The following is a 20523-nucleotide window of genomic DNA, read 5'->3' on the forward strand; positions in this document are numbered from 1 at the left end:
CGACCGCGCCGCCCACCCGGACCGCGAGGGGCCCGCCACTCGGCAAGCAGGGCCGGGGAACCGCCCCGCTCACCCCGTCGCCGCCCATCACCGCGACCACCTGCACGCCCGGCGGCCGACAGCGCTGCCGGAAGGCCTGCGGCTCATTGTCGTCGCCGCCCTCTACCTGACACTCCGGTGGCCCGCCACCCGGCCGGGGCCCGGGAGCGAGGGACCAGCTGTTCCATCGCCGCCCATCACGGCGACCAACCACACGCCCGCCACCCGACAGCGCTGCCGAAAGGGCCGCCGACCTGCATCGTCGCCGCCTTCTTCCTCGCGCTCCGGCGGCCCGGAGCGAGGACCTTCCCCGGCCCTGGGTTACGGCGTCCGTTCTTCTGGGCCCGTGTAGTGGTCGACCCCTGCCAGGGCCAGCTTCACGATGCGTCTCGTCAGGGTCTCCGGGGTCTCCTCGGGGTGTTGCAGGAGCCAGTCGGTCAAGGCGTCCGCCGCTCCCGCCGCTACGTGTGCCAGCACTTCGGCGTCCTTCTCCGACACCAGCCTGCCGCCGTCCTCGGTCGCCGTCCCCGTCACGACCAGGGAGGTGATCTCCTCCATCACCCTGCAGCGCACCTGGAAGACCTCCCGGGAGAACGGCTCGCCCTGGGACCTGGCCTGCTGGTAGAGGACGATCCAGCTCTCCCTGTTGTCGGCGACGAACTCGAAGAACGCCCGCAGTCCGGCCCACAGCCCCTCCTCCGGGGTCGCGCTCCCGGACACGCCCGCGCGGACCGCCTCGACCAGGCGGTCGGCCTCGCGCCGGATGCACGCGGTGAACACGCCCTCCTTGGAACCGAGGTAGATGTAGACCATCGGCTTCGAGATGCCCGCCTCTTCGGCGATCTCCTCGACCCCGGCGCTGTGGTAGCCCCGGCGCGAGAAGACGCGGATGGCGGCGTCGATCATCTGCTGTTCGCGGACCTCCCGCGGAAGCCGCCTGTGCTTGGTTCCCACGGCGCCCGACCCTATCGAGGCGCGGGGGCGCCCCTCCCCTGCCGGTCGGCCCGGACGCCGGGCGGACGGCGCGGGCGAGGCGGGGGCGAAGGTCCCGCTTCGGGGGAGGGCGGGGCCGATGGGCGGGGGAACGGTGCGCGGGCCGAGGGGCGGCCGCTCCGGGCGGCCCCGGAAAGGTCCCACCGTCACACCTGGGTCCCCGGTTGATTGCACTCCGTATACAGCACATGGCCTCATCCGGCCGCCGAGCCCCCCTAGCCCTCTCCCGACCTCCCCTCTATGGGGCCCACCGCAGCCGCCTTGACCACCGGAGATAAGGCCCAGCTAAAAGCCGCTCCCGAGGTTGGACCGACGGGGGCGACCCGCCGCTCCCCGCTGCCGCGGTGTATCGCCCCACCCGCCTCCCGCTAGGCACGGTGTGCAACAACCGTGTTGCTCAACGGCGGATTCGCTTATAGTCGCCAACTGTTTACCGATCGTCCGGTGGACACTCCGCCCGGCCCACAAGGCCGGGTGCCCCGGGACGCCCGTCGGCGGCTCCGGCCGCGGGTCAGGCGTCCAACCGCTCGACAGGTTCGTTAACTCCCCACCGCAAGGAGTAAAGAACGTGCGGAAATCCCCCTTCATTCGTTTCCTCGGCGGATCGACGCTGGCCGTTGGCCTGATCGTCGCTGCTCCCACCGGTGCCCAGGCCGAGGCCTTCCCCGAGGGCACCGAGCCGCTGGCCCAGGCCCTGGAGCGCGACCTGGGCGTCGCCTCCGGCCAGGCCGACGACCTCCTCACCGCCGAAGCCGACGCCCGCTCCGTCCAGAAGGCCGCCGAGGAGGCCGCGGGCGCGGCCTTCGCGGGAGCGGTCTTCGACACCGAGACCCGCGAGCTGACCGTCTCGGTCGCCGACTCCTCCGCCGTGGAGGCCGTCGAGGCGACCGGCGCCGAGGCCCGCGTGGTCGAGTCCAGCCAGGACGACCTGGAGGCCGTCATGGCCGACCTGGACGCCGAGGCCGAGGACGGCGTCTCGGACAAGGTGACCGGCTGGTACGTCGACGTGGAGTCCAACTCCGTGGTCGTCGAGGCCGTGGACGGCGCCGAGGGCCTGGCCGAGGACCTCGTCGCCGAGGCCGGTGTCGACTCCTCCCGCGTCACCGTCGAGGAGGGTGCCGACCAGCCGGAGACCTTCGCGGCCATCGTCGGCGGCGACGCCTACTACCCCGGCAACAGCCGCTGCTCGATCGGCTTCTCGGTGTCGGGCGGGTTCGTGACCGCCGGGCACTGCGGCAGCACCGGCACCTCCGTCCGCGGCTCGGCCGGCGAGTCGGGCCGCGTGGCCGGCTCCATCTTCCCCGGCCGTGACATGGGCTGGGTGCGGGCGAGCTCCGGCTGGACCCCCTCCCCCTACGTGAACAACTACCGCGGCGGCCGGGTGACCGTCCGCGGCAGCCAGGAGGCGTCCGTCGGCGCCTCGGTGTGCCGCTCGGGCTCGACCACCGGCTGGCACTGCGGCACCATCCAGGCCAAGAACCAGACCGTCAACTACCCGCAGGGCACCGTGCGCGGCCTGACCCGCACCACCGCGTGCGCCGAGCCGGGCGACTCCGGCGGCTCCTGGATGAGCGGCAACCAGGCCCAGGGCGTCACCTCCGGCGGCTCGGGCAACTGCTCCTGGGGCGGGACCACCTTCTTCCAGCCGGTGAACCCGATCCTCAACCAGTGGGGCCTGTCCCTGACCACCCGCTGACCCCCGCTCCGTCCTCTCTGCCTCGCAACGGCGGCGGCGCCCCCTCGGGGGCGTCGCCGCCCGGCGTATGCGAGCACCGCCACCTGGTGTTCCCGGGGGTCCGCCCCACTCGCCCCTAGATTACCGACCGGTTGGTCTTGTAGGCTCGCGCACACCCCCGGGGCGCGAACCCCCTCGTCGCGCCCCTGCCACGCACGCGCGGGAGACGCCACATGAGCACCACCGTCCGGGCCGCCCTCTTCACCTCCGTCGGTGAACCCCCCGCCATCGGCGAGGTGCTCCTCCCCGACCCGGGCCCCGGGCAGGTGCGGGTCCGGCTGGCGGCCGCGGGCGTGTGCCACTCCGACCTGTCGCTGTCCGACGGCACGCTCCCCCAGACGATGCCCGCCGTCCTCGGGCACGAGGGCGCGGGCACGGTCGAGGCCGTCGGCGAAGGCGTCGCCTCCGCCTCCCCGGGCGACCGCGTCGTACTGAACTGGGCCCCCGCCTGCCGCGCCTGCTGGTTCTGCGCCAATGGCGAGCCGTACCTGTGCGAGCGCTCCGGCGAGGCCGCGCGCACCCCCTACGCCGCCCTCCCCGACGGCACGCCCGTGCACGCCGGACTGGGCACCGCCGCCTTCGCCGAGGCGACCAACGTCCCCGAGAACGCCCTGGTGCCCCTCCCCGACGACGTCGACCCGGGCGCCGCCGCGCTGCTGGGCTGCGCCGTCCTGACCGGCTGGGGCGCGGTCGCCAACTCCGCCGGCGTGCGCGCGGGCACCTCGGCGGCGGTCATCGGCCTGGGCGGGGTGGGGCTGGCGGCCCTGCAGGCCGCCCGCATCGCCGGGGCCGACCCGGTCATCGCCGTCGACGTCTCCCCCGCCAAGGAGGACCTCGCCCGCGGGCTGGGCGCCACCCACTTCGTCGCGGCGGGCGACGCCGCCGCCAAGGAGGTGCGCGGCCTGACCGGCGGCCGCGGCGTCGACCACGCCTTCGAGGTGGTCGGCTCCTCCGCCGCGATCCGCAGCGCCTGGAGCATGACCCGGCGCGGCGGAACGACCACCGTGGTGGGCGTGGGCTCCAAGGACGACCGCGTCTCCTTCAGTGCGCTGGAGCTGTTCCACTTCGCCCGCACCCTGCGCGGCTGCGTGTACGGCTCCTCCGACCCCGCGCGCGACGTGCCCGCCCTGGCCGGGCTGGTCCGCGACGGGTCGCTCGACCTGGCCTCCATGGTCACCGACGAGATCGGCCTGGACGGCCTGCCCGGCGCCTTCCTCCGGATGCGGGAGGGGCGCGGCGGCCGGTCGCTCGTCCGCTTCGGCCCCTGAGCCGGGCGCGCCCCGGACGGGGCCGATCGCTGTTCCCTCCCCGCCCTGCCCCGGGCGGGGTCCGACCTTAGGGAGTGTGCGCATGACCGAACCCCCCGTCCAGCGACCGGTGCGCGCGATCGGCGCCGTGACCGCCCGCCTGCTCCATTCGGGAAGCCCCTATGAGATCGAGATCGCCGACGTCGGCGGGGTGCCCACGCGGGTGTGGAAGCACGCGGCGCCCACGCTCCGGGCGGCCCTGGAGGCGAGCCGGGGCTTCGGCGGCGCGCCCGCCCTCGTATACGGGGACGAGCGCCTCTCCCACGCCGACTTCTACCGGCACGCCGCCACCATGGCGCGGCGCATGGCCGAGGAGTACGGGGTGGCCAAGGGCGACCGGGTGGCGCTGGCGCTGCGCAACTACCCCGAGTGGGTCATCGCCTACTACGCCGCCGCCTCGATCGGCGCGGTCCTCGTCCCGCTGAACGCCTGGTGGAAGGGTGAGGAGCTGGAGTTCGGCCTGACCGACAGCGGGGCGAAGCTGCTGGTGGCCGACGGCGAGCGGATCGCCGCGCTGGGCGAGGCGCTGCCGCGCCTGGGCCTGCCGGTGATCGCGGTGCGCGCCGACGGCCCCCTGCCCCAGGCGGCGCGCCCGTGGCCGGAGGTGCTGGGGGAGGTGGCGCCCGACGCCGAACCCCCGGCGGCCGACCTGCACCCCGACGACCCGGCCAACATCTTCTACACCTCCGGCACGACCGGCCGCCCCAAGGGGGCGGTGGGCTCGCACCGGAACATGATCTCCAACCAGGTCTCCGCCGACTACGCGCGCATCCGCTCGCTCATGCGGCTCGGCCTGGACATGCCCGACGCCCAGGCGTTCCTGGACGCGGTCGGCGCGGCGACGGTGCTGTGCACGGTCCCGCTGTTCCACACCACCGGCGCCCAGTCGGTGATGTACCCGGCGCTGGCCAAGGGCGGGGCGCTGGTGCTGATGTACAAGTGGGACGCCGAGGACGCGCTGCGCCTGATCGAGCGGGAGAAGGTCACCGCGATCACCGCGGTCCCGGCGATGATCTCGCAGATGCTCGCCTCGCCCCGGCTCGGCGAGTACGACCTGTCGAGCCTGCTGGTGCTCTCCAGCGGGGGCGCCCCGGCGGCCCCGGCGCTGGTCTCGCGCGCCCGCTCGGGGCTGCACGAGCTGATGCTGGGCCAGGGGTACGGGCTGACCGAGTCGTCGGCGATCGCCACGGTCAACGGCGGCAGCGACTACCTGCTGCGGCCCGACAGCGCCGGGCTCCCGGTGGCGGTGGTCGACGTCAAGATCACCGGTCCGGACGGCGCCGAGCTGCCTCCGGGGGAGGTCGGGGAGATCCTGCTGAACGGGCCCGGGATCGTGCACGGGTACTGGAACCGCCCCGAGGCGACCGCCGAGACGTTCAAGGACGGCTGGCTGCACACCGGCGACCTGGGGCGCCTGGACGAGGAGGGGTTCCTCTACATCGTCGACCGGGCCAAGGACATGATCATCCGCGGCGGGGAGAACGTGTACTGCGCCGAGGTGGAGGCGGCGATCCACGACCACCCCGCCGTGGGCGAGGTGGCGGTGGTGGGCGTGCCGCACGAGGTATACGGCGAGGAGGTGGCGGCGGTGGTCGGCCTGCTGCCGGGCGCCGAGCTCACCGACGAGGGGCTGCGCGCCTACCTGGAGCCGAAGCTGGCGGCGTTCAAGATCCCCGCGCACATCCGGATCGTGTCCGAGGAGCTTCCGAGGAACGCGGCGGGCAAGCTGCTGAAGAAGCGTGTGAAGGAGGAGTTCGGCCTGGGTCGGGACCAGCGGGGCTGAGGCGCCGGGGGGCGCATCGGACGGGGCATCGGCCGGGGTGCAGGGCGGCGTTCCGGGGAGCGCGCGGCGCACGCCCTCATGCGCGCCGGTCCCGGGGAAGCCCCAGGACGCGTTCGGCGATGATGTCGCGCTGCACCTCGTCGGTGCCCGCGTAGATGGTGTCGGCCCGCGAGAAGAGGAACAGCCGCTGCCAGCGGTCCAGGTCGTAGGGCGGCCCGGAGGCGAGCACGCCTCCGGGCCCCACGACGTCCATGGCCAGCTCGCCCAGGCGCCGGTGCCACCGGGCCCAGTGGATTTTGGAGATCGACGCCTCGGGCCCCGGTGCACCCTCGGCCAGGCCCGCCATGGTGCGCAGCGCGGTGGCCCGCATGGCACGGACGTCGATCCACGCGCGCGTGAGCCGGTCGCGGATGAGGGGGTCGCGGGCGGCGCCGTTGGCGCGGGCCAGCTCCACCAGGCCGCGCAGCTCGCGTTCGTAACCCACCTGCCGCCCCAGCGTGGAGACGCCGCGCTCGAATCCCAGGGTGGCCATGGCGACGCGCCACCCCTCCCCCGGCGCGCCGACGATGTGGTCGGGCTCGGTGCGCGCGCCGTCGAAGAACACCTCGTTGAACTCCGACGTCCCGGTGAGCTGCGTGATGGGGCGGACCTCCACCCCCTCCTGGCGGAGCGGGACGAGGAGGTAGCCGAGGCCGCGCCTGCGCGTGGAGCCCGGCTCGGTGCGTGCGAGCACGAAGCACCAGTCGGCCTCGCGCGCGTGGGAGGTCCACACCTTCTGCCCGTGGATGCGCCAGTGGGGGCCGCCGGGCCCGTCGTGCCATTCGGCGCGGGTGGAGACCGCCGCCAGGTCGGACCCGGCCCCCGGTTCCGAGTAGCCCTGGCACCACAGCTCCTCGCACCGCCTGATGGGCGGGAGGAACCGGCGCCGCTGCCCGGGCGTGCCCAGCGCGATGAGCGTCGGGCCCAGGAGTTCCTCGCCGATGTGGTTGACGCGCGCGGGGGCGTCGGCCAGGGCGTACTCCTCGTGGAAGGCGACCTGCCGTTCGATGTCGGCGCCGCGGCCGCCGTAGGCGGTCGGCCAGCCGATGCAGGTCCACCCGGCGGCGGCCATGTGCCGCTCCCAGGAGCGGCGCAGGGCCAGGGCCTCATGGTCGCGGCCGGGTCCCCCCTTTCCGCGCGCGTCGGCGAACGCGCCGGTGAGGTTCTCCTCCAGCCAGGTCCGGAACGCGCGGCGGAACCCGGCCACGGACGCGTTCGTCCGGTCGGCCTCGGCTGCGGGGTCGGATTCGGGGTCGGGGTCGGCGGCGGACATGCACGGCCCCCTCTGGTCCGCGGCGGCACACACGATTAACCTATCAAACGATTGTTAGGTGCTATGGTCCGCCCGGGAGGCCGACATGCGTTTCCGCCCCGAGCACGCGGAGCTGCGCACCGGAGTCCGGCGCCTGCTGGCCCGCCACGACGGCGGCACGTCCTGGCGGCTGTTGGCCGAACAGGTCGGCGCACCGGGGCTGGCCGTCCCCGAGCGCTTCGGCGGCGCCGGGTTCGGCGCGCTGGAAGTGCACGCGGTCATGGAGGAACTGGGGCACGCGCTCGCGGAGGTACCGTTCCTGTCCTCATCGGTCCTGGCCACGCAGGCGCTCTTGGCCTGCGATGCCACGCCCGCTCGGGACACGTGGCTCGGGCGTCTGGCCGAGGGGGCGGCCACGGCGGCCCTGGCGTGGGAAGAGGACGGCGACCGCCGAGCGGGCGAGGAGACGAACGCGCACTCTCCGTCCGCTCTCCCGCGTTTCGCCACGCACACCCGTGCGGCCCCTCCCCCTCCCACGGACGCCTCCGGACGCTGGACGCTCAGCGGCCGCAAGCTCCGCGTTCTGGACGCGGACACGGCCGGCCTCCTCGTCGTGGCGGCGGCGACCGGCCAGGGCCCGGCCCTCTTCGCGGTCGCGCCGGACGCCGCGGGCGTCACGGTCGTCGAACGCGTTCCGCTGGACCTGACCCGCTCCCTGGCCGACATCGCGTTCGACCGTGCCGAAGGGGTGCCGCTCACCTTCCAGGGCGGGCGGGTGCTGGCCGGTGCCCTGACGGCCGCGAGTACCGCACTCACGGCCGAACAGGTCGGCGGCGCCGCACGGTGCGTGGAGATGACGGTCGAGTACGCGGGCACGCGCGAGCAGTTCGGACGGCCCATCGGGGCGTTCCAGGCGGTCAAACACCGGCTCGCCGACATGTACGTGGCCCTGGAGAGCGCCCGTTCGCTCTCCTATGCGGCGGCGTTCTCCCTGGACTCGGGGGACCCCGAGGCGTGGGTCGACGCGTCGGCGGCGAAGGCCGCCTGCTCCGAGGCCTACCGCGAGATCGCCGGGGAGGCGATCCAGCTGCACGGCGGTATCGGGGTCACCTGGGAGCACGAGGCCCAGCGGCACCTCAAGCGCGCGCACGGATCGGCGTCGCTGTTCGGCGCACCCGAATGGCACCGGCGGCGGCTGGAATCCGTCATAGGCCTGGAGGACGGCGCCGTGGAACCGCATCCCGGCGGCACCCTCTCCCCGTGAGCGCCCGGTCGCGGGGACGCAGCGGCACCACCGCCCCGAAACCATGGAAGACGCATGCACCAGCCGACGCACCACCACCCGTACGGCCATGACCCGTTGAAAGAAGGGATCCGCGTCGACGGCGTCCGGGCCAGCCCGGGCGGACGGCGGACCCTGCGGTTCGGGACGGCCGGTTACACGACCGATCCGCGCCCGGTCGTGAAGGTGCTCGACCGCGTCTTCTCCGCCTGGCCCATGTCCACCGCCTTCGTGGTCATGGTCCTGTCGGCGATCGGGTGGGCGGTCGGTGACCCGGGGACGGCGCTCCACGCGTTCGTCCCGGTGTTCCAGGGCGGCGTGGTCGGCGGCCTGGCCTACCTGATGGCCGGTCTCTTCTACCACCAGGGAGGGGAGATCCTCGGCGAGATCGCGGCGTACGCCCTGATGGGCGTGTTGCTGTGGCTGCTCATGGCGGGGTTGCTTGCCTGGCTGCTCCTGCTGCCGTTCCCGTCGGCGCGGCGGGGCCTGAAGGCGTGGTGGAAGAAGCGCTGGCCGGACAAGGAGGACGGGAGCCGCCGCAAGTGGCGCAAGCGGGCCGCGGGCGAGATGGTGCCCTACTCCAAGGTGGCGTCGGGCAGCCTGACCTACGACCGACGGGGAGGCACGATGGTCACCTTGTGGTTCAAGGACGGCAGCCACATCGTGTACGCGGCCTGGGGCGAGTCCGGTCAGCACTTGGCCGGCGCCTTCCACCGGGCGCTGGGCGTCCGGTTGCGGACCGCCCTGTAGGCATATGGGCTCCGCAATGGGCCCCGCAGCGGATCAGCTGCCGACCACGCGCTGCACGGCGCCGAGGATGTCGGCGGTCTCCTCCGGGCGGCTGACGTGGGGGCAGTGCCCGGCGGCCACCTCTACGGGGCGGACGCCGAGCCGCTCCAAGGCGGCGCGGCGCATCCAGTCGGGGCGCAGTGTGCGGTCCGCGGTCGGCAGGATGTAGGTGGAGGGGACGTCCGCCCGGCCGTCGGCCGGGCGGTGCCGGTAGACCTCGGGCGGGGCGAACATGCGCAGCGTGCTGAGCGCCCACTCCTGCACGTCCTTGGCGCAGTCGTGGAAGAGGAAGCGGCGGGCGGCGTCGTGGTCGGAGGAGGGGTCGACGCCGATCCAGTCGTCGGCGAACACCGCGGCGGGGTCGGCCTGGGCCTCCTCCAGGAGGCTGCGCCCGCCGACGGTGTCGGGGACGTAGGCGGCGAGCCAGACCAGGGCCCCGGCGCCGACGGCGTCGGCGACAGCCGGGAGCAGGGCGCCCGAGCCCGAGTGCGCCACCGCGACGGGGGCACGCACGCGACCGGCGGTCTGCTCGGCTGCGATCCGCGCATGGTCCTCCACACCGAGGGCAGGGTCGCCCGGCAGGTCGACGGGGATGCCGGTATGGCCGCGCTGCGCGAGCGCCTCGCGGAGCAGGTCCCACCCGGCCGGCGATTGGGTCGTTCCGTGGATGAGGACGTATTCGGTCATGGCGCTCCTCTTCCCGTCCGAAGCCCCGACAACGCACGGAAGGGACGCCCGCGCGCGAGCCCGTGGCCGGAGGGAGGAGCCTCCCCGGCCACGGGCACCGTTCATCCCTTCTGTGCGGCCGCTGCCTTCCCCTGCGGGGAGCGCCCGACAAGGACTACGCCGAGTGCCCCCAGGGCGAGGATTCCGCCGAGGACCATGGTCGACGTTCCACCGAAACCGTCGACCGCCCATCCCCCGACGAGGGCGCCCAGGGCGATGCTCGCGTTGAACACGCCGACGAACAGCGCGGTGACGGTCTCGGTGTTCTTTGGTGCGGCCTTCATCATCCACGTCTGGGACGCCACCGAGACACCCCCATAGGCCAAGCCCCACAGGGCCATCAGCGCGCCCGCACCGAGGACGGTGACCCCGGCCCAGGGGACCAGGAGCACGGCGGCGGCGAGTCCCAGGGCGAGCACACCGAGCACGGACCGGACCGACCGGGCCGCTCCCAGGCCCGAGAGGAAGTTGCCGACCACCCCGGCGATGCCGTAGACGAGCAGCAGCGTGCCGATCATCGCGGCGCCGATCCCGGCGGAGCCCTCCAAGACCGGTCGGACGTAGGTGTATGCGGCGAAGTGCCCGCTCACCAGGAGCACGGCGGCGGCCAGGCCGGTGGCCACACGCGGGTCGACGGCAAGGCGCAGGGCGCCCCGCACGCGCACGGGGGCGTCGGCCGGGAGCGGCGGGAGGAGCAGGGCCAGCGCTGCGGCCACGAGGAGGGCCAGCAGCCCGAGGACGGCGAAGGCCTCGCGCCAGCCCGCAAGCGCCCCGATATAGGCGCCGAGCGGGACGCCCAGGACCGAGGCGACCGCGATCCCGCTGAAAACGAGCGAGGTCGCCGCGCCGACCGACCGGGCGGGGACCAGGCGCGGCGCCAGCCCGGCGGCGAGGGCCCACACGCCGCCCATGCCGATGCCGACGAGGACCCTGGCCGCGACCAGCACGGCGAACGTCGGCGCCCAGGCCGAGAGCAGGTTGGCCCCGGCCAGGAGCGCGGTCAGCAGGACGAGGGCGGTCCGGCGGTCGGTGCGCCCGATGAGCGCGGGGGCGAAGGGGGCGGTGACGGCGGCCACCAGGCCGGTGACGGTGAGCGTGAGCCCGGCCGTGCCCTCGCTGACGGCGAGGGAGCCGCCGATCGGGGTGAGCAGGCCGACCGGGAGCATCTCCGAGGTGACGACGGTGAAGGTGCCCGCGGCGACGGCGGCCACGGCGGGCCACCCGCCCCGGCGCCGTGCGGCTGGGGCGGCGGCGCCGGTGGTGTCGGAGGCGGGTGGAGGGGTCTCGGGCGTGGAAGTGGACATGGGGAGATCCAAGCCGGGGGCGACTCGGACGAACAAGCACGAATCACTCATGCTTCAATGAGCCCGGCTCATCGATGCTGATGGGTCGTGGGAGGCATGGGCGAGACGTCGACCGGGAGGCGGGCGTGGCCGGGGTGGAGATCCGGGAGCTGGAGTGCTTCCTCGTCCTCGCCGAGGAGCTGCACTTCGGGAGGGCCGGAGAGCGCCTGTTCGTGTCGCAGAGCAGGGTGAGCCAGCTGTTGCGCGCCCTGGAGCGGCGGGTCGGCGCCCGGCTGGTGGACCGGACGAGCCGGAAGGTGGAGCTGACGCCGTTCGGCGAGGAGTTCGCGACGTCGTTGCGACCGGCGTACGAGGCACTGGCGGCGACGGTCGACCGGGCACGCGCGGCGGCGCGTGAGGAGGCCGTGCGGATCCGCGTGGGGTTCCAGGGGTTGATCTACGCCGGGGTGGCGGAGGCCGTGGTCGAGTTCCATGGGCGGTTCCCGGCGCACAGGGTGGACCTGACGGAGGTTCCGCTGTCCGACCCGTTCGGGGCGCTGCGCGCGGGCGAGCTGGAGGCGGCCGTCGTTCTGCTACCGGTGGAAGAGCCGGACCTGAGAGTCCTGGCGCGCCTGCCGGACCAGCGACAGATGGTCGCCGTACAGGCGGGGCACGCGTTGTCGGGGAGAGAGACGGTGGCGGCCGAAGAGTTGGCGGGGCTGTCGCTCGTTCCGCCATCGGGCGATGCCCCGGACTACTGGAAGCGCGCGCAGAGCCCGGTCGCGACTCCGCAGGGTAGGCCGATCCCGCAGGTGCCCGGTGTGAGCACTTTGCAGGAGGGGCTTACGAGGGTGGCTTCGGGGCTCGGGGCGATGATGCTGTGCGAGGCCACGGCGGAGCATAACCCCAGGCACGACGTGGCGTATGTGCCGGTGGACGGCATGCCCCCGTCGCGCCTGGCCCTGGTCGGCCGGACGGACGGAGGCACCCCGGAGCTGAAGGCGTTGGCCGAGGCCGTGGAGGGCGGCTACTGGGGGTGAGCCGTCAGGTGTCTGAGAAACGCCTGCCACTCGTCGCTCGGGAAGTCAAGGTGACCGTGGCCGGGGTTCTGGCTGTCGCGAACCTGGACGACGTGGGCGTGCGAGAGGCACTCGACACACTTCGTGTCGCCTCTGCTGAAGCTCGACTTGCACCACTCCTCACCGAGGCGGCACTCGACACAGTCGTTGCTTCCGCCGCTATAGCTGGACTTGTGCCAGTCCTCGCTGAGACGACACTCGACACAGTTGGCGTCTCCACCCTTGGAATAGCTGGACTTCCGCCATTCATTAACGATCATTCGTACTCCTCGACAATCTTTCCGAGAAGGTTACGCGACGCCTCTTCGGGCAATGCCGCACCCCGGAGGTCGGCGAACACCCGCGTGTAATCCTCGATGGTCTCATCGTCCTCATGCGAATAGCCGGACGCTCGGGTCTCTGTATACACGACCTGTCCACGCTCGGGCACCGTGATCAGCTTGAACGCACCGTCATGCCCAGGGTGCCGAAGGGTCTCACCTGGCACTACCTGGATCGTTACCCGCGGCGACTCAGAAGCCTCAACCAAGCGCTCCATCTGCCCACGCATGATCTCACGACTTCCGACCGCCCGATGCAGCCACAACTCGTCCAACACAGCGAGAAGTAACGGAGCGTCGTTGCGCTGAAGCACCTCTTGCCGCTTCAGTCGAGCACGTACTTGCTCACCGAGCTCCGACTCGGCGATCGCGGGATTCCCGCTTCGAATGATCGCGGCGATGTATTCCTCTGTCTGAAGGAGACCGGGGATCAGAAGCGGATGGTACTCCCAGATCTCGGTCGCCTGTCGTTCTAACTCCGCGACGTCTCTGAACCAATCCGGAAAGCCGTCCGCGCTCGCCATGGCGTCCCACTTGCGCAAGAGGGCGCCGCCAGCGGTCAACACGTGGTCGATTGCAGCCACAAATTCTCTTTTGGGAGTTTTCTGACCGAGCTCGATACCACTCAGCATGGATTGCGACATGGGCACGGTGTCAGCAAGCCGCTTCTGCGGGAGACCTGCCTTTTCGCGGCGCCGCCGCACCTCAAGGCCGAACTTCCGCCTGGCAGCTTCGGGGGGTACCGCCATGCAACCACTATCCACCGCCCTGCTATCACTCGTCAACACTCTCGATCGACAAGTGTCCGCGATCGAAGTGAACCCCTTCTCCTTCATATCTGCACGCTGGAGCATCGCTTCAGATAGCGGTAGCTCCAGGAGTTGATCACTGGCTACCCGAACTTCACCACTGACAGCAAGAGCCCCGGCGACCGCGCGACCGGCCCCGGGGTGCGGCCTCACCTACATCGGAGATGAGACATATGGACGATATCCCACAGATCGCGACCACGGAGTACGAGGCCGCCATCACCCGTGTCGCCAACAAGGCCGCCGTCTACGGCCTCCGGCTCGACCGGCGCCCCACGCCCGCCGGGCAGCTCTACACGCTCACCGACCGCGGCGGCCGCGTCGTCGCCTCCCGCGCCTACCTGGCCGACATCCAGTCCGCCCTCCGCCGGCTCGGCATCGACGCCTGAAGCCGGGCTGCTGCGCGGTAGGCGAGGGGGCCGCGCAGCAGCCCACCCCGACCACCCGCCCCCATTGACAACACGTTGTCAATTCGACAGACTGTTGTCATGACGAACGGAACAGTCCACCTCGCCGTCTACGACACCCTCGCCGACTGGGAGACCGGCCACCTCACCGCGCACCTGCGCAACGGGGTCGCGCACAAGAAGCCCGGCGGCTACGACGTGACCACCGTCGGCCTCACCACCGACCCCGTCACCACCATGGGCGGCGTGCGCATCGCGCCGGACACCGCCCTCGCCGACCTCGACCCGGCGAACAGCGCGATGCTCGTCCTCCCGGGTGCCTCAGCCTGGGACACCGACGCCGACCGGCTCGCGCCCTTCGCCCGGACCGCACGGGCGTTCCTCGACGCCGGAGTCCCCGTGGCCGCGATCTGCGGGGCCACCGCCGGGCTCGCCCGCGAAGGGCTTCTCGACGAGCGCCCCCACACCTCGAACGCGCCCGATTACCTGGCGGCGACCGGCTACGCAGGGGCCGCGCACTACCGCGACGAGCCCGCCGCCACCGGCGGGAACGTGGTCACCGCCGGGGCCACGGCTCCGATCGCGTTCGCCCGGGATGCCTTCGCCCTGCTCGACGTCTTCGAGCCCGACGTCCTCGATGCCTGGTACCGCCTGTTCGCCCACGAGGACACCAGTGCATTCGAGGTGCTCCAGCGCGCCGTCGGCGCGACCGAGGGGGCCTGAGTGGCGGAGCCCCACACCGCACCGGGCGCGCAGGAACTGCTCTCCGGGGCCGCGCTTACCTCGTTCCGGCTCAACGGCAGGTTCCTCGCGGTGGCCGAGGCCATGGCGCGGCCCGCCGGGCTCACCGCCGCGCGCTGGCAGGTGCTCGGCGCGGTCCTCCACGAACCGCTGACGGTCTCGGGCATCGCGCGCGCCATGGGCATGACGCGCCAGGCGGTCCAGCGCACGGCCGATCTCCTCGTCGGGCAGGGCCTGGCCGAGTACCGGCCCAACCCCGCGCACAGCAGGGCCAAGCTGTTCGCCCCGACCGAAGAAGGGCTGGCGGCCGTGCGCAGGATCGGTCCCGCCCACGGCGAATTCGCCACCCGCCTGGCCGACGCCCTGGGCCCTGAGGAGCTTTCGCGCACCGTGGAGGCGATGCGCAGGCTTGCCGACGTCGTCGAGTCCCTAGAGGAGCCTGGCAGCGGGGAGTGACGCCACCGGGGCGCCCTCCCCTGTCGGATCCTTTGGACATACGAGCAAGAGACCCGGCGCAGCCGGGCCCCGCTCAGTCGGCGTTGCTCAGTCCCCGTTGGCCTCTTCGTAGGCGTCGACGACCTCGGCCGCCGTGCCGTCCATGATCAGCTCGCCGCGCTCCATCCACAGCGCGCGGTCGCACGTGTCGCGGATCGTCTTGTTGCTGTGGCTCACCAGGAACACCGTCCCGGCCTTCTCCCGCAGCTCCTTGATGCGCTTCTCCGAGCGCTTGCGGAAGGCGCGGTCGCCCGTCGCCAGCGCCTCATCGATCAGCAGCACATCGTGGTCGCGTGCCGCCGCGATGGCGAAGCGCAGCCGGGCCGCCATGCCCGAGGAGTAGGTGCGCATGGGCAGCGAGATGAAGTCGCCCTTGTCGTTGATCCCCGAGAAGTCGACGATGTCGTCGTAGCGCTCGCGCACCTCGGCGGGGGTCATGCCCATCGCCAGGCAGCCCAGCACCACGTTCCGCTCGCCCGGCAGCTCGTTCATCAGCGCGGCGTTCACCCCCAGCAGCGACGGCTGGCCGCTCGTGTACACCTGGCCGCGCTCCGGCGGGATCAGCCCTGCGACCGCCCGGAGCAGGGTCGACTTGCCCGACCCGTTGGAGCCGATGACACCGATCGCCTCGCCCCTGCGGGCCACGAAGCTCACGCCCTTGACCGCGTGCACCTCGCGCGCGCCGCCACCGCCGCCGCCCTTGCGGCGGGTCAGCGCGCGCATCAGGGCGGCGGGGCCCCCGCCGCCGGAGCGACCGGCGGCGCCCCGCACCCGGTAGACCACGTGCACCCCGTCGGCGATGACCGTCGGCTCTCCGAGGTCCGACGGGGCATCGGTCGTCGCGGCACCCGCCGCCTCGGCCGCCGCCTGCGCGGTCGCCGTGGCCCCCTCAGTCGCGGCCATAGCTCTCCTCCGCCTTCCAGAAGTAGACGAACCCGCCGATGAGCACCGCGACGGCCCACCCCGCGGCCAGCCACCACGCGTGGGGCGGCATCTCCGAGGCGGTGAAGCTCTCGATCAGCGAGAAGCGCATCAGGTCGATGTAGACGGCCGCCGGGTTGACGTCGAGGATGAACCGCACCGGCGCCGGGGCGCTCGCCGCCATGACCGAGATCGAGTACATCACGCCCGAGGCGTACATCCACGTCCGCAGCACGAACGGCATGAGCTGCGCCAGGTCGCTCACCTTGGCGCCGGCGCGGGCGAAGACCAGCGCCAGGCCGGTGTTGAACAGCGACTGCAGCAGCAGCACGGGCACCGCCAGCAGCCAGTTCCACTGCGGTACCTGGCCGGTGGCCATCACGATGACGAGCAGCACGCCCATCGTGACGAGCATCTGCCGCATCTGCACCAGCGCCAGCGAGATCGGGAGTGCGGCGCGCGGGAAGTGCAGGGCCCTGATCAGCCCCAGGTTCCCGGAGATCGCGCGCACCCCGGCCAGCACGGTCTGCTGGGTGAAGGTGAACACGAAAACGCCGGTGACCAGGAAGGGGATGAAGTCCTCGACGCCGCGGTCGGTCTGCAGCAGCAGGCCGAAGATCAGGTAGTACACGGCCGCGTTGAGCAGCGGTGTGCCGACCTCCCACAGCCGCCCGAGGTTGGCCTTGCTGTACTTGGCGCTGGCCCGCGCGCGGGCGAAGGCGTCGACGAAGTGGCGGTGCCGCCACAGCGCCGTGAGGTAGCGGCCCAGGGGCGGCCGCTTGCCGCTGGGGGCCAGCCCGTGCCGCGCGGCGAGTTCCGCGAGGCCTGCGGCCTCCGGAGCGCGCGGGGCGTCCGGGACCGGGTCCGCGTCCGCCGGGGCCGCCGCCCGCGCGGAGGACGGGGAACTGCTCACGCTCGGCTCGCTTTCGATTCGGGACCGCGGTGGATGGGGTCGGCGGCCGCTCCGCCGGGACGCGACCGTTTCGCCGCTGGAGAGCGTAGGCGACGCCACGACAGAACGCAACCGTTTCGTCGCGGCCCTGCGTTAGGCTTCGTCACATGGCCGAACCCGAAACGCCCGCCCCCAGACGCGCCCCGGCCGGCGCCGCCGTCCTGCAGGAGGACGTCACGCGCGCCATCCGGGCCGCCGTCTTCACCGAGCTGGCCACGGTGGGCTACGGCCGGTTGTCCATCGAGGCCGTGGCCAAGCGCGCGGGTGTGGGCAAGACCGCCGTCTACCGCCGCTGGAAGTCCAAGCTGGAGATGGTCCTGGACGTGGTGTCCGAAGTCGCCGGGCAGGTCACCCCCGTGCCCGACACCGGATCCCTCAGCGGCGACGTGCACGAGCTCGTCACCACGGCGGCACAGGCCCTGCGCCACCCGCTCGCCCGGCAGATCGTGCCCGACCTGCTGGCCGAGGCCGCGCGCAGCCCCGAGATCGCCGCCACCCTGCAGGAGGCGCTGCAGCGCACACAGCGCGGGATCGCCGGGGTCGTCATCCGCAACGCCGTCGAGCGCGGAGAGCTTCCCGAGGGCACCGACCCCGAACTCGCGCTCGACCTCATCCTCGGCCCCGTGTACTGGCGGCTGGCGGTCATCCGCGAGGAGTTGAGCCCGGCCCAGACCCGGAGCCTGGTGCGCGCCGCCCTCGCGGCGCTGGCCGATGCCGGATCCGAATAACGGCCGATAGCCCCTTTCGTCTTCCGCAATCCCCCTCTCAAAAGGCGATCGGCGTTCTAGGCTGGACACGACGCCGGATCAAGAGAGGATGCCACGCATGCTCCACCGAGAGCGCGGGCGGGCCCGCCGCGCGATCACCGAGGCTGCGAACGAGTACCGACGCTCTCTGAAGTCGTTCGACGTCGGGACCCCGCCCCCCGCCACCTGGCGCCAGCACGCCTTCGACACCGACCCCGGCCGCCGTTCGCACGTCAGCGCCGCCCGCGTCCAGGAGGCCCTGGCCGACATCGACACCGCGCTCAGCCGCATGCCGGAGATCCTGGGGGCCATCGACTCCGTCCAGGTGGACGACCTGATGGCGCAGGAGCTGATCAAGCTCAGCGGCGGCGACCCCGACTCCTTCTCCGACGAGCTGGACAACGCCGTGTGCGAGGAGCGGCTGCGCCGCTCCGAGGAGCTCGGCTACACCGACGAGGTGGCCGCCTTCCTGCGGTTCGGCAACCTCATCGTCCAATCGCGCACCACCGACCGCTACCGGTGCCTCGTCCTCGACTTCGGAGAGTTCCGCCCCGAGCCCGTCCTGGCCTACAACATCTACGACGCCCTGCGGGCGTACAACAACCTGAGCAGTTCGCGGTTCCACGACACGGTGAAGATCTTCCGGGACATGGGACGGGTCGAGTAGGGCGGGCCCCTCGGACCGGGGCGGGCGCCGCCGCCCGGACCCGCCTCGGGACGCACCGCCTGCGGGGCGGGGGATGCGTCCCGGTGGTGCCCCGGTGGAGCCCGGTCACCCGACCGAGGCGTCGGGGTCGCGTGGGCCCAGGGCGGGCCCGTGCTGGAAGCGTGCGCTCGGCCCGGACGCCGGGACGTCCGGGAACGGCGGCATCTCGCCCGCAGCGAGCCCCGCACCGGCCAGCCGCCCGCGCCCCATCGCCCTCCGACGCGCGGCCACATCGCCGCGCGGCCGCGGCGGCATCGCGTAGAGGCGGTCGCCCGGACAGGCGGTGGCGTTCAGGTCGCGGTGCCCGATGGTGGCCGACCTCGGCCCGAGGGCGCCGCGGGCCCGTCCGCCGCCGGTAGCCTGCGGCGCGAAGGGAGGCCCCGTGGACGCCGTCGCCGCCCCTGCACGCCCCCTGGCCGCCGCGATCACCGCGGCCGCCGCACTTGCCGCCGCCGTCGCCGCCGCGGTGCTGCTGTCCGGCCCGCCCGCCCCCGCCCCGGCGTCGGCGCCCGAGGAGGCCTTCAGCGCCGCGCGGGCCGCCGTCCACCTGGAGGCCGTCGCCGCCCGGCCGCGGCCGCCCGGCTCCGACCACCACGCGGCGGCGCGGGAGCTGATCGTCGGCGAGCTGGAGAAGGCCGGACTGGACACCGAGCTGCAGTCCTCCGTCGGCACGACCTCCTCTCCCGGTGCCGTGAGCGCCGCGGCGACCGAGAACGTGATCGGTGTGCTCCCCGGGACCGACCCCACGGGCCGGGTGGTGGTCGCCGCGCACTACGACACCGTCCCCGGGAGCCCCGGCGCGGGCGACGACGGGGCCGGGGTGGCAGCCATGCTCGAAACGGCACGCGCGATGGCCGCCGGGGCGGCGCCCCGCAACGACATCGTCTTCCTGTTCACCGACGCCGAGGAGCCGGGGCTCCTCGGCGCGGAGGCGTTCACCTCCCAGCACCCCCTGGGACAGGACGGGGGCGCCGTCTTGAACTGGGAGGGCCGCGGCTCCTCAGGCCCCTCGTCCGTCTTCCGCTCGTCACCGCTGAACGACTCGGGCCTCATCGGGGTCCTGGCCCATCAGGCTCCCCACCCGCGCGGCGACTCCGCGTCCGCCGCGAGTTTCGCCGACCAGCCCTACGACACCGACATGACGGTGTTCGCCGACGCCGGATTCGCCGGGATGGACTCGGCCTTCGGCGGGGACGCGGCCCACTACCACAGCGCCCAGGACACGGTGGAGAACCTGTCCCGGGCGACGCTTCAGCACCACGGCGCCAACATGCTCGGCATGGCCCGCGCGCTCGGCGAGCGCGACCTCGGCGCCCTTGAGAGCGGGGACCCGGCGACCTTCTTCAGCGCCGCCGGACGGATGGCGGTCTACCCCTCCTCGCTGGACCTGCCGATAGGTGCGGCGGCGCTGGCGCTGTCCCTGGCCGCCGCCGTCGCGGCGCGCCTGCGCCGGGCCGCCACCGTGCCGCGGATGCTGGGCGGGATCGTCGCGGCGGGGGGGGCGCCCCCCCCCNNCGCGCTCGCCCTGTGGCAGGGCATCCTCCTGCTGCGGCCGGAACTGGCGGCCCTGGCGGTGGTGGGCGACCTGCACCGGCCCGTGTGGCTGCGCGCCGCGTCGATCGCCGTCACGGCCGGGGTGCTGGCGGGCTGGTACCTGGCCGCGCGGCGGCTGCTGGGGCCGGCCGCGACGGCGGTCGGCGGCACGGTCGCGGTCGCGCTGCTGGGGGCGCTGAGCGCATTCGAGCCCGGGGTCTCCCACACGTACACGCTTCCGGCGCTCCTCACGGGCGCAGGGCTCACGACCGCTCTCGCCTTCCCCGGGCGCATGTGGATCCCCCGGACGGCCGCCGTGGCCCTCGGCTCGCTGGGCGCCGTGCTGCTGCTGGTCGCCCCTGCGGTCTCCTCACTCACCGAGGCGGGGATCGCGGGCGCTCCCGTGCTGGCACTCCTGTGGGCGCCCGGGGCCGTGCTGCTCTCCCCGGTCCTGGAGATGGTTCTGCCGCGACCCGGGCGCAGCCGCGATGCCGCGCCCACGACGGCGGGTGCGGCGGCGGAGGCCCACGACCGGGCCCCGGGCCGCGAAGCCGGTGAGGGGACCGGCGGGGACGAGGGCGGGGGC

The 20523-nt window shown here is 73.2% G+C and carries 20 protein-coding genes; 12 read left to right on the plus strand and 8 right to left on the minus strand.

Going from position 1 to position 20523, the window contains the following annotated elements; all coding sequences use genetic code 11:
• Positions 1-360: 360 nt before the first annotated feature.
• Positions 361-993, minus strand: a complete 633-nt coding sequence (locus D476_RS0113535; RefSeq protein ID WP_017624478.1) for a TetR/AcrR family transcriptional regulator — start codon at positions 991-993, stop codon at positions 361-363.
• A gap of 607 nt (positions 994-1600) precedes the next feature.
• On the opposite strand from D476_RS0113535, the gene D476_RS0113540 reads away from it, so the two are divergent.
• From D476_RS0113540 to D476_RS0113550, 3 genes are all read left to right on the plus strand, one after another.
• Positions 1601-2728, plus strand: a complete 1128-nt coding sequence (locus D476_RS0113540) for a S1 family peptidase (RefSeq protein WP_017624479.1) — start codon at positions 1601-1603, stop codon at positions 2726-2728.
• A gap of 212 nt (positions 2729-2940) precedes the next feature.
• Positions 2941-4035: a Zn-dependent alcohol dehydrogenase gene (locus D476_RS0113545; protein WP_017624480.1), complete on the plus strand. Its 1095-nt coding sequence runs from the start codon at positions 2941-2943 to the stop codon at positions 4033-4035.
• Positions 4036-4117: 82 nt separating this feature from the next.
• Positions 4118-5857: a class I adenylate-forming enzyme family protein gene (locus D476_RS0113550; RefSeq protein ID WP_017624481.1), complete on the plus strand. Its 1740-nt coding sequence runs from the start codon at positions 4118-4120 to the stop codon at positions 5855-5857.
• Positions 5858-5933: 76 nt separating this feature from the next.
• Here D476_RS0113550 and D476_RS0113555 read toward each other — a convergent pair whose 3' ends face one another.
• The gene (locus tag D476_RS0113555; RefSeq protein ID WP_017624482.1) at positions 5934-7169 is read right to left on the minus strand and encodes an acyl-CoA dehydrogenase family protein; all 1236 of its coding nucleotides are present in this window, start codon (positions 7167-7169) and stop codon (positions 5934-5936) included.
• Between the two features lie 85 nt (positions 7170-7254).
• Here D476_RS0113555 and D476_RS0113560 point away from each other — a divergent pair, with 85 nt between their 5' ends.
• On the plus strand, positions 7255-8412 hold the full coding sequence (locus tag D476_RS0113560; protein ID WP_020380454.1) for an acyl-CoA dehydrogenase family protein: 1158 nt from the start codon (positions 7255-7257) through the stop codon (positions 8410-8412).
• Positions 8413-8466: 54 nt separating this feature from the next.
• The gene (locus tag D476_RS0113565; protein ID WP_017624484.1) at positions 8467-9180 is read left to right on the plus strand and encodes a hypothetical protein; all 714 of its coding nucleotides are present in this window, start codon (positions 8467-8469) and stop codon (positions 9178-9180) included.
• A 33-nt stretch (positions 9181-9213) separates the two neighbouring features.
• Here D476_RS0113565 and D476_RS0113570 read toward each other — a convergent pair whose 3' ends face one another.
• Entirely contained in the window at positions 9214-9906 is a 693-nt protein-coding gene (locus D476_RS0113570; RefSeq protein WP_017624485.1) for an alpha/beta hydrolase, read from the minus strand.
• 101 nt (positions 9907-10007) lie between these two features.
• Complete coding sequence (locus tag D476_RS0113575) at positions 10008-11249, minus strand: MFS transporter (RefSeq protein ID WP_017624486.1); 1242 nt, start codon at positions 11247-11249, stop codon at positions 10008-10010.
• A gap of 74 nt (positions 11250-11323) precedes the next feature.
• On the opposite strand from D476_RS0113575, the gene D476_RS0113580 reads away from it, so the two are divergent.
• Complete coding sequence (locus D476_RS0113580; protein WP_017624487.1) at positions 11324-12268, plus strand: LysR family transcriptional regulator; 945 nt, start codon at positions 11324-11326, stop codon at positions 12266-12268.
• On the opposite strand, the gene D476_RS0113585 is transcribed toward D476_RS0113580, so the two are convergent.
• A complete protein-coding gene (locus D476_RS0113585; protein WP_017624488.1) occupies positions 12256-12567 on the minus strand; it encodes a DUF397 domain-containing protein in 312 nt (103 codons plus the stop codon). The genes D476_RS0113580 and D476_RS0113585 overlap by 13 nt on opposite strands.
• Complete coding sequence (locus D476_RS0113590) at positions 12564-13376, minus strand: helix-turn-helix domain-containing protein (protein ID WP_026123487.1); 813 nt, start codon at positions 13374-13376, stop codon at positions 12564-12566. Before D476_RS0113590 ends, D476_RS0113585 begins: the two co-directional genes overlap by 4 nt.
• Positions 13377-13609: 233 nt before the next feature.
• Between D476_RS0113590 and D476_RS0113595 the strand changes: the two genes are divergently transcribed.
• From D476_RS0113595 to D476_RS0113605, 3 genes are all read left to right on the plus strand, one after another.
• Positions 13610-13825 carry a hypothetical protein gene (locus D476_RS0113595; RefSeq protein ID WP_017624490.1) on the plus strand — a complete coding sequence of 72 codons (216 nt, stop codon included), beginning with the start codon at positions 13610-13612 and terminating at the stop codon, positions 13823-13825.
• A gap of 99 nt (positions 13826-13924) precedes the next feature.
• Entirely contained in the window at positions 13925-14566 is a 642-nt protein-coding gene (locus D476_RS0113600) for a DJ-1/PfpI family protein (RefSeq protein ID WP_017624491.1), read from the plus strand.
• Positions 14567-15040 (plus strand): MarR family winged helix-turn-helix transcriptional regulator, encoded by a 474-nt coding sequence (locus D476_RS0113605; RefSeq protein ID WP_017624492.1) that lies wholly within the window; start codon positions 14567-14569, stop codon positions 15038-15040.
• A gap of 87 nt (positions 15041-15127) precedes the next feature.
• Here the strand turns inward: D476_RS0113605 and D476_RS0113610 are convergent, their stop codons facing one another.
• Positions 15128-15982, minus strand: coding sequence for an ABC transporter ATP-binding protein (locus D476_RS0113610; protein ID WP_017624493.1), 855 nt, complete (start codon positions 15980-15982; stop codon positions 15128-15130).
• Positions 15969-16913: an ABC transporter permease gene (locus D476_RS0113615; protein ID WP_017624494.1), complete on the minus strand. Its 945-nt coding sequence runs from the start codon at positions 16911-16913 to the stop codon at positions 15969-15971. The genes D476_RS0113610 and D476_RS0113615 overlap by 14 nt, the downstream gene beginning before the upstream one ends.
• 146 nt (positions 16914-17059) lie before the next feature.
• Between D476_RS0113615 and D476_RS0113620 the strand changes: the two genes are divergently transcribed.
• From D476_RS0113620 to D476_RS33215, 3 genes are all read left to right on the plus strand, one after another.
• The gene (locus D476_RS0113620) at positions 17060-17680 is read left to right on the plus strand and encodes a TetR/AcrR family transcriptional regulator (RefSeq protein ID WP_017624495.1); all 621 of its coding nucleotides are present in this window, start codon (positions 17060-17062) and stop codon (positions 17678-17680) included.
• A gap of 97 nt (positions 17681-17777) precedes the next feature.
• Positions 17778-18365, plus strand: a complete 588-nt coding sequence (locus D476_RS0113625; protein WP_017624496.1) for a hypothetical protein — start codon at positions 17778-17780, stop codon at positions 18363-18365.
• 346 nt (positions 18366-18711) lie between these two features.
• Positions 18712-20523 (plus strand): M20/M25/M40 family metallo-hydrolase (locus tag D476_RS33215; RefSeq protein WP_449289405.1); only part of this gene is annotated, 1812 nt, incomplete at its 3' end.

The organism is Nocardiopsis chromatogenes YIM 90109 (genome assembly GCF_000341185.1).
Classification (GTDB): Bacteria; Actinomycetota; Actinomycetes; order Streptosporangiales; family Streptosporangiaceae; genus Nocardiopsis_A; species Nocardiopsis_A chromatogenes.

Coding starts and splice junctions, on each gene's coding strand:
- D476_RS0113550 (WP_017624481.1), top strand. CDS start 4,118: ATGACCGAACCCCCCGTCCAGCGACCGGTGCGCGCGATCGGCGCCGTG.
- D476_RS0113555 (WP_017624482.1), bottom strand. CDS start 7,169: ATGTCCGCCGCCGACCCCGACCCCGAATCCGACCCCGCAGCCGAGGCC.
- D476_RS0113620 (WP_017624495.1), top strand. CDS start 17,060: ATGGCCGAACCCGAAACGCCCGCCCCCAGACGCGCCCCGGCCGGCGCC.
- D476_RS0113580 (WP_017624487.1), top strand. CDS start 11,324: ATGCTGATGGGTCGTGGGAGGCATGGGCGAGACGTCGACCGGGAGGCG.
- D476_RS0113570 (WP_017624485.1), bottom strand. CDS start 9,906: ATGACCGAATACGTCCTCATCCACGGAACGACCCAATCGCCGGCCGGG.
- D476_RS0113600 (WP_017624491.1), top strand. CDS start 13,925: ATGACGAACGGAACAGTCCACCTCGCCGTCTACGACACCCTCGCCGAC.
- D476_RS0113595 (WP_017624490.1), top strand. CDS start 13,610: ATGGACGATATCCCACAGATCGCGACCACGGAGTACGAGGCCGCCATC.
- D476_RS0113585 (WP_017624488.1), bottom strand. CDS start 12,567: ATGATCGTTAATGAATGGCGGAAGTCCAGCTATTCCAAGGGTGGAGAC.
- D476_RS0113565 (WP_017624484.1), top strand. CDS start 8,467: ATGCACCAGCCGACGCACCACCACCCGTACGGCCATGACCCGTTGAAA.
- D476_RS0113575 (WP_017624486.1), bottom strand. CDS start 11,249: ATGTCCACTTCCACGCCCGAGACCCCTCCACCCGCCTCCGACACCACC.
- D476_RS0113625 (WP_017624496.1), top strand. CDS start 17,778: ATGCTCCACCGAGAGCGCGGGCGGGCCCGCCGCGCGATCACCGAGGCT.
- D476_RS0113545 (WP_017624480.1), top strand. CDS start 2,941: ATGAGCACCACCGTCCGGGCCGCCCTCTTCACCTCCGTCGGTGAACCC.
- D476_RS0113590 (WP_026123487.1), bottom strand. CDS start 13,376: ATGGCGGTACCCCCCGAAGCTGCCAGGCGGAAGTTCGGCCTTGAGGTG.
- D476_RS0113560 (WP_020380454.1), top strand. CDS start 7,255: ATGCGTTTCCGCCCCGAGCACGCGGAGCTGCGCACCGGAGTCCGGCGC.
- D476_RS0113610 (WP_017624493.1), bottom strand. CDS start 15,982: ATGGCCGCGACTGAGGGGGCCACGGCGACCGCGCAGGCGGCGGCCGAG.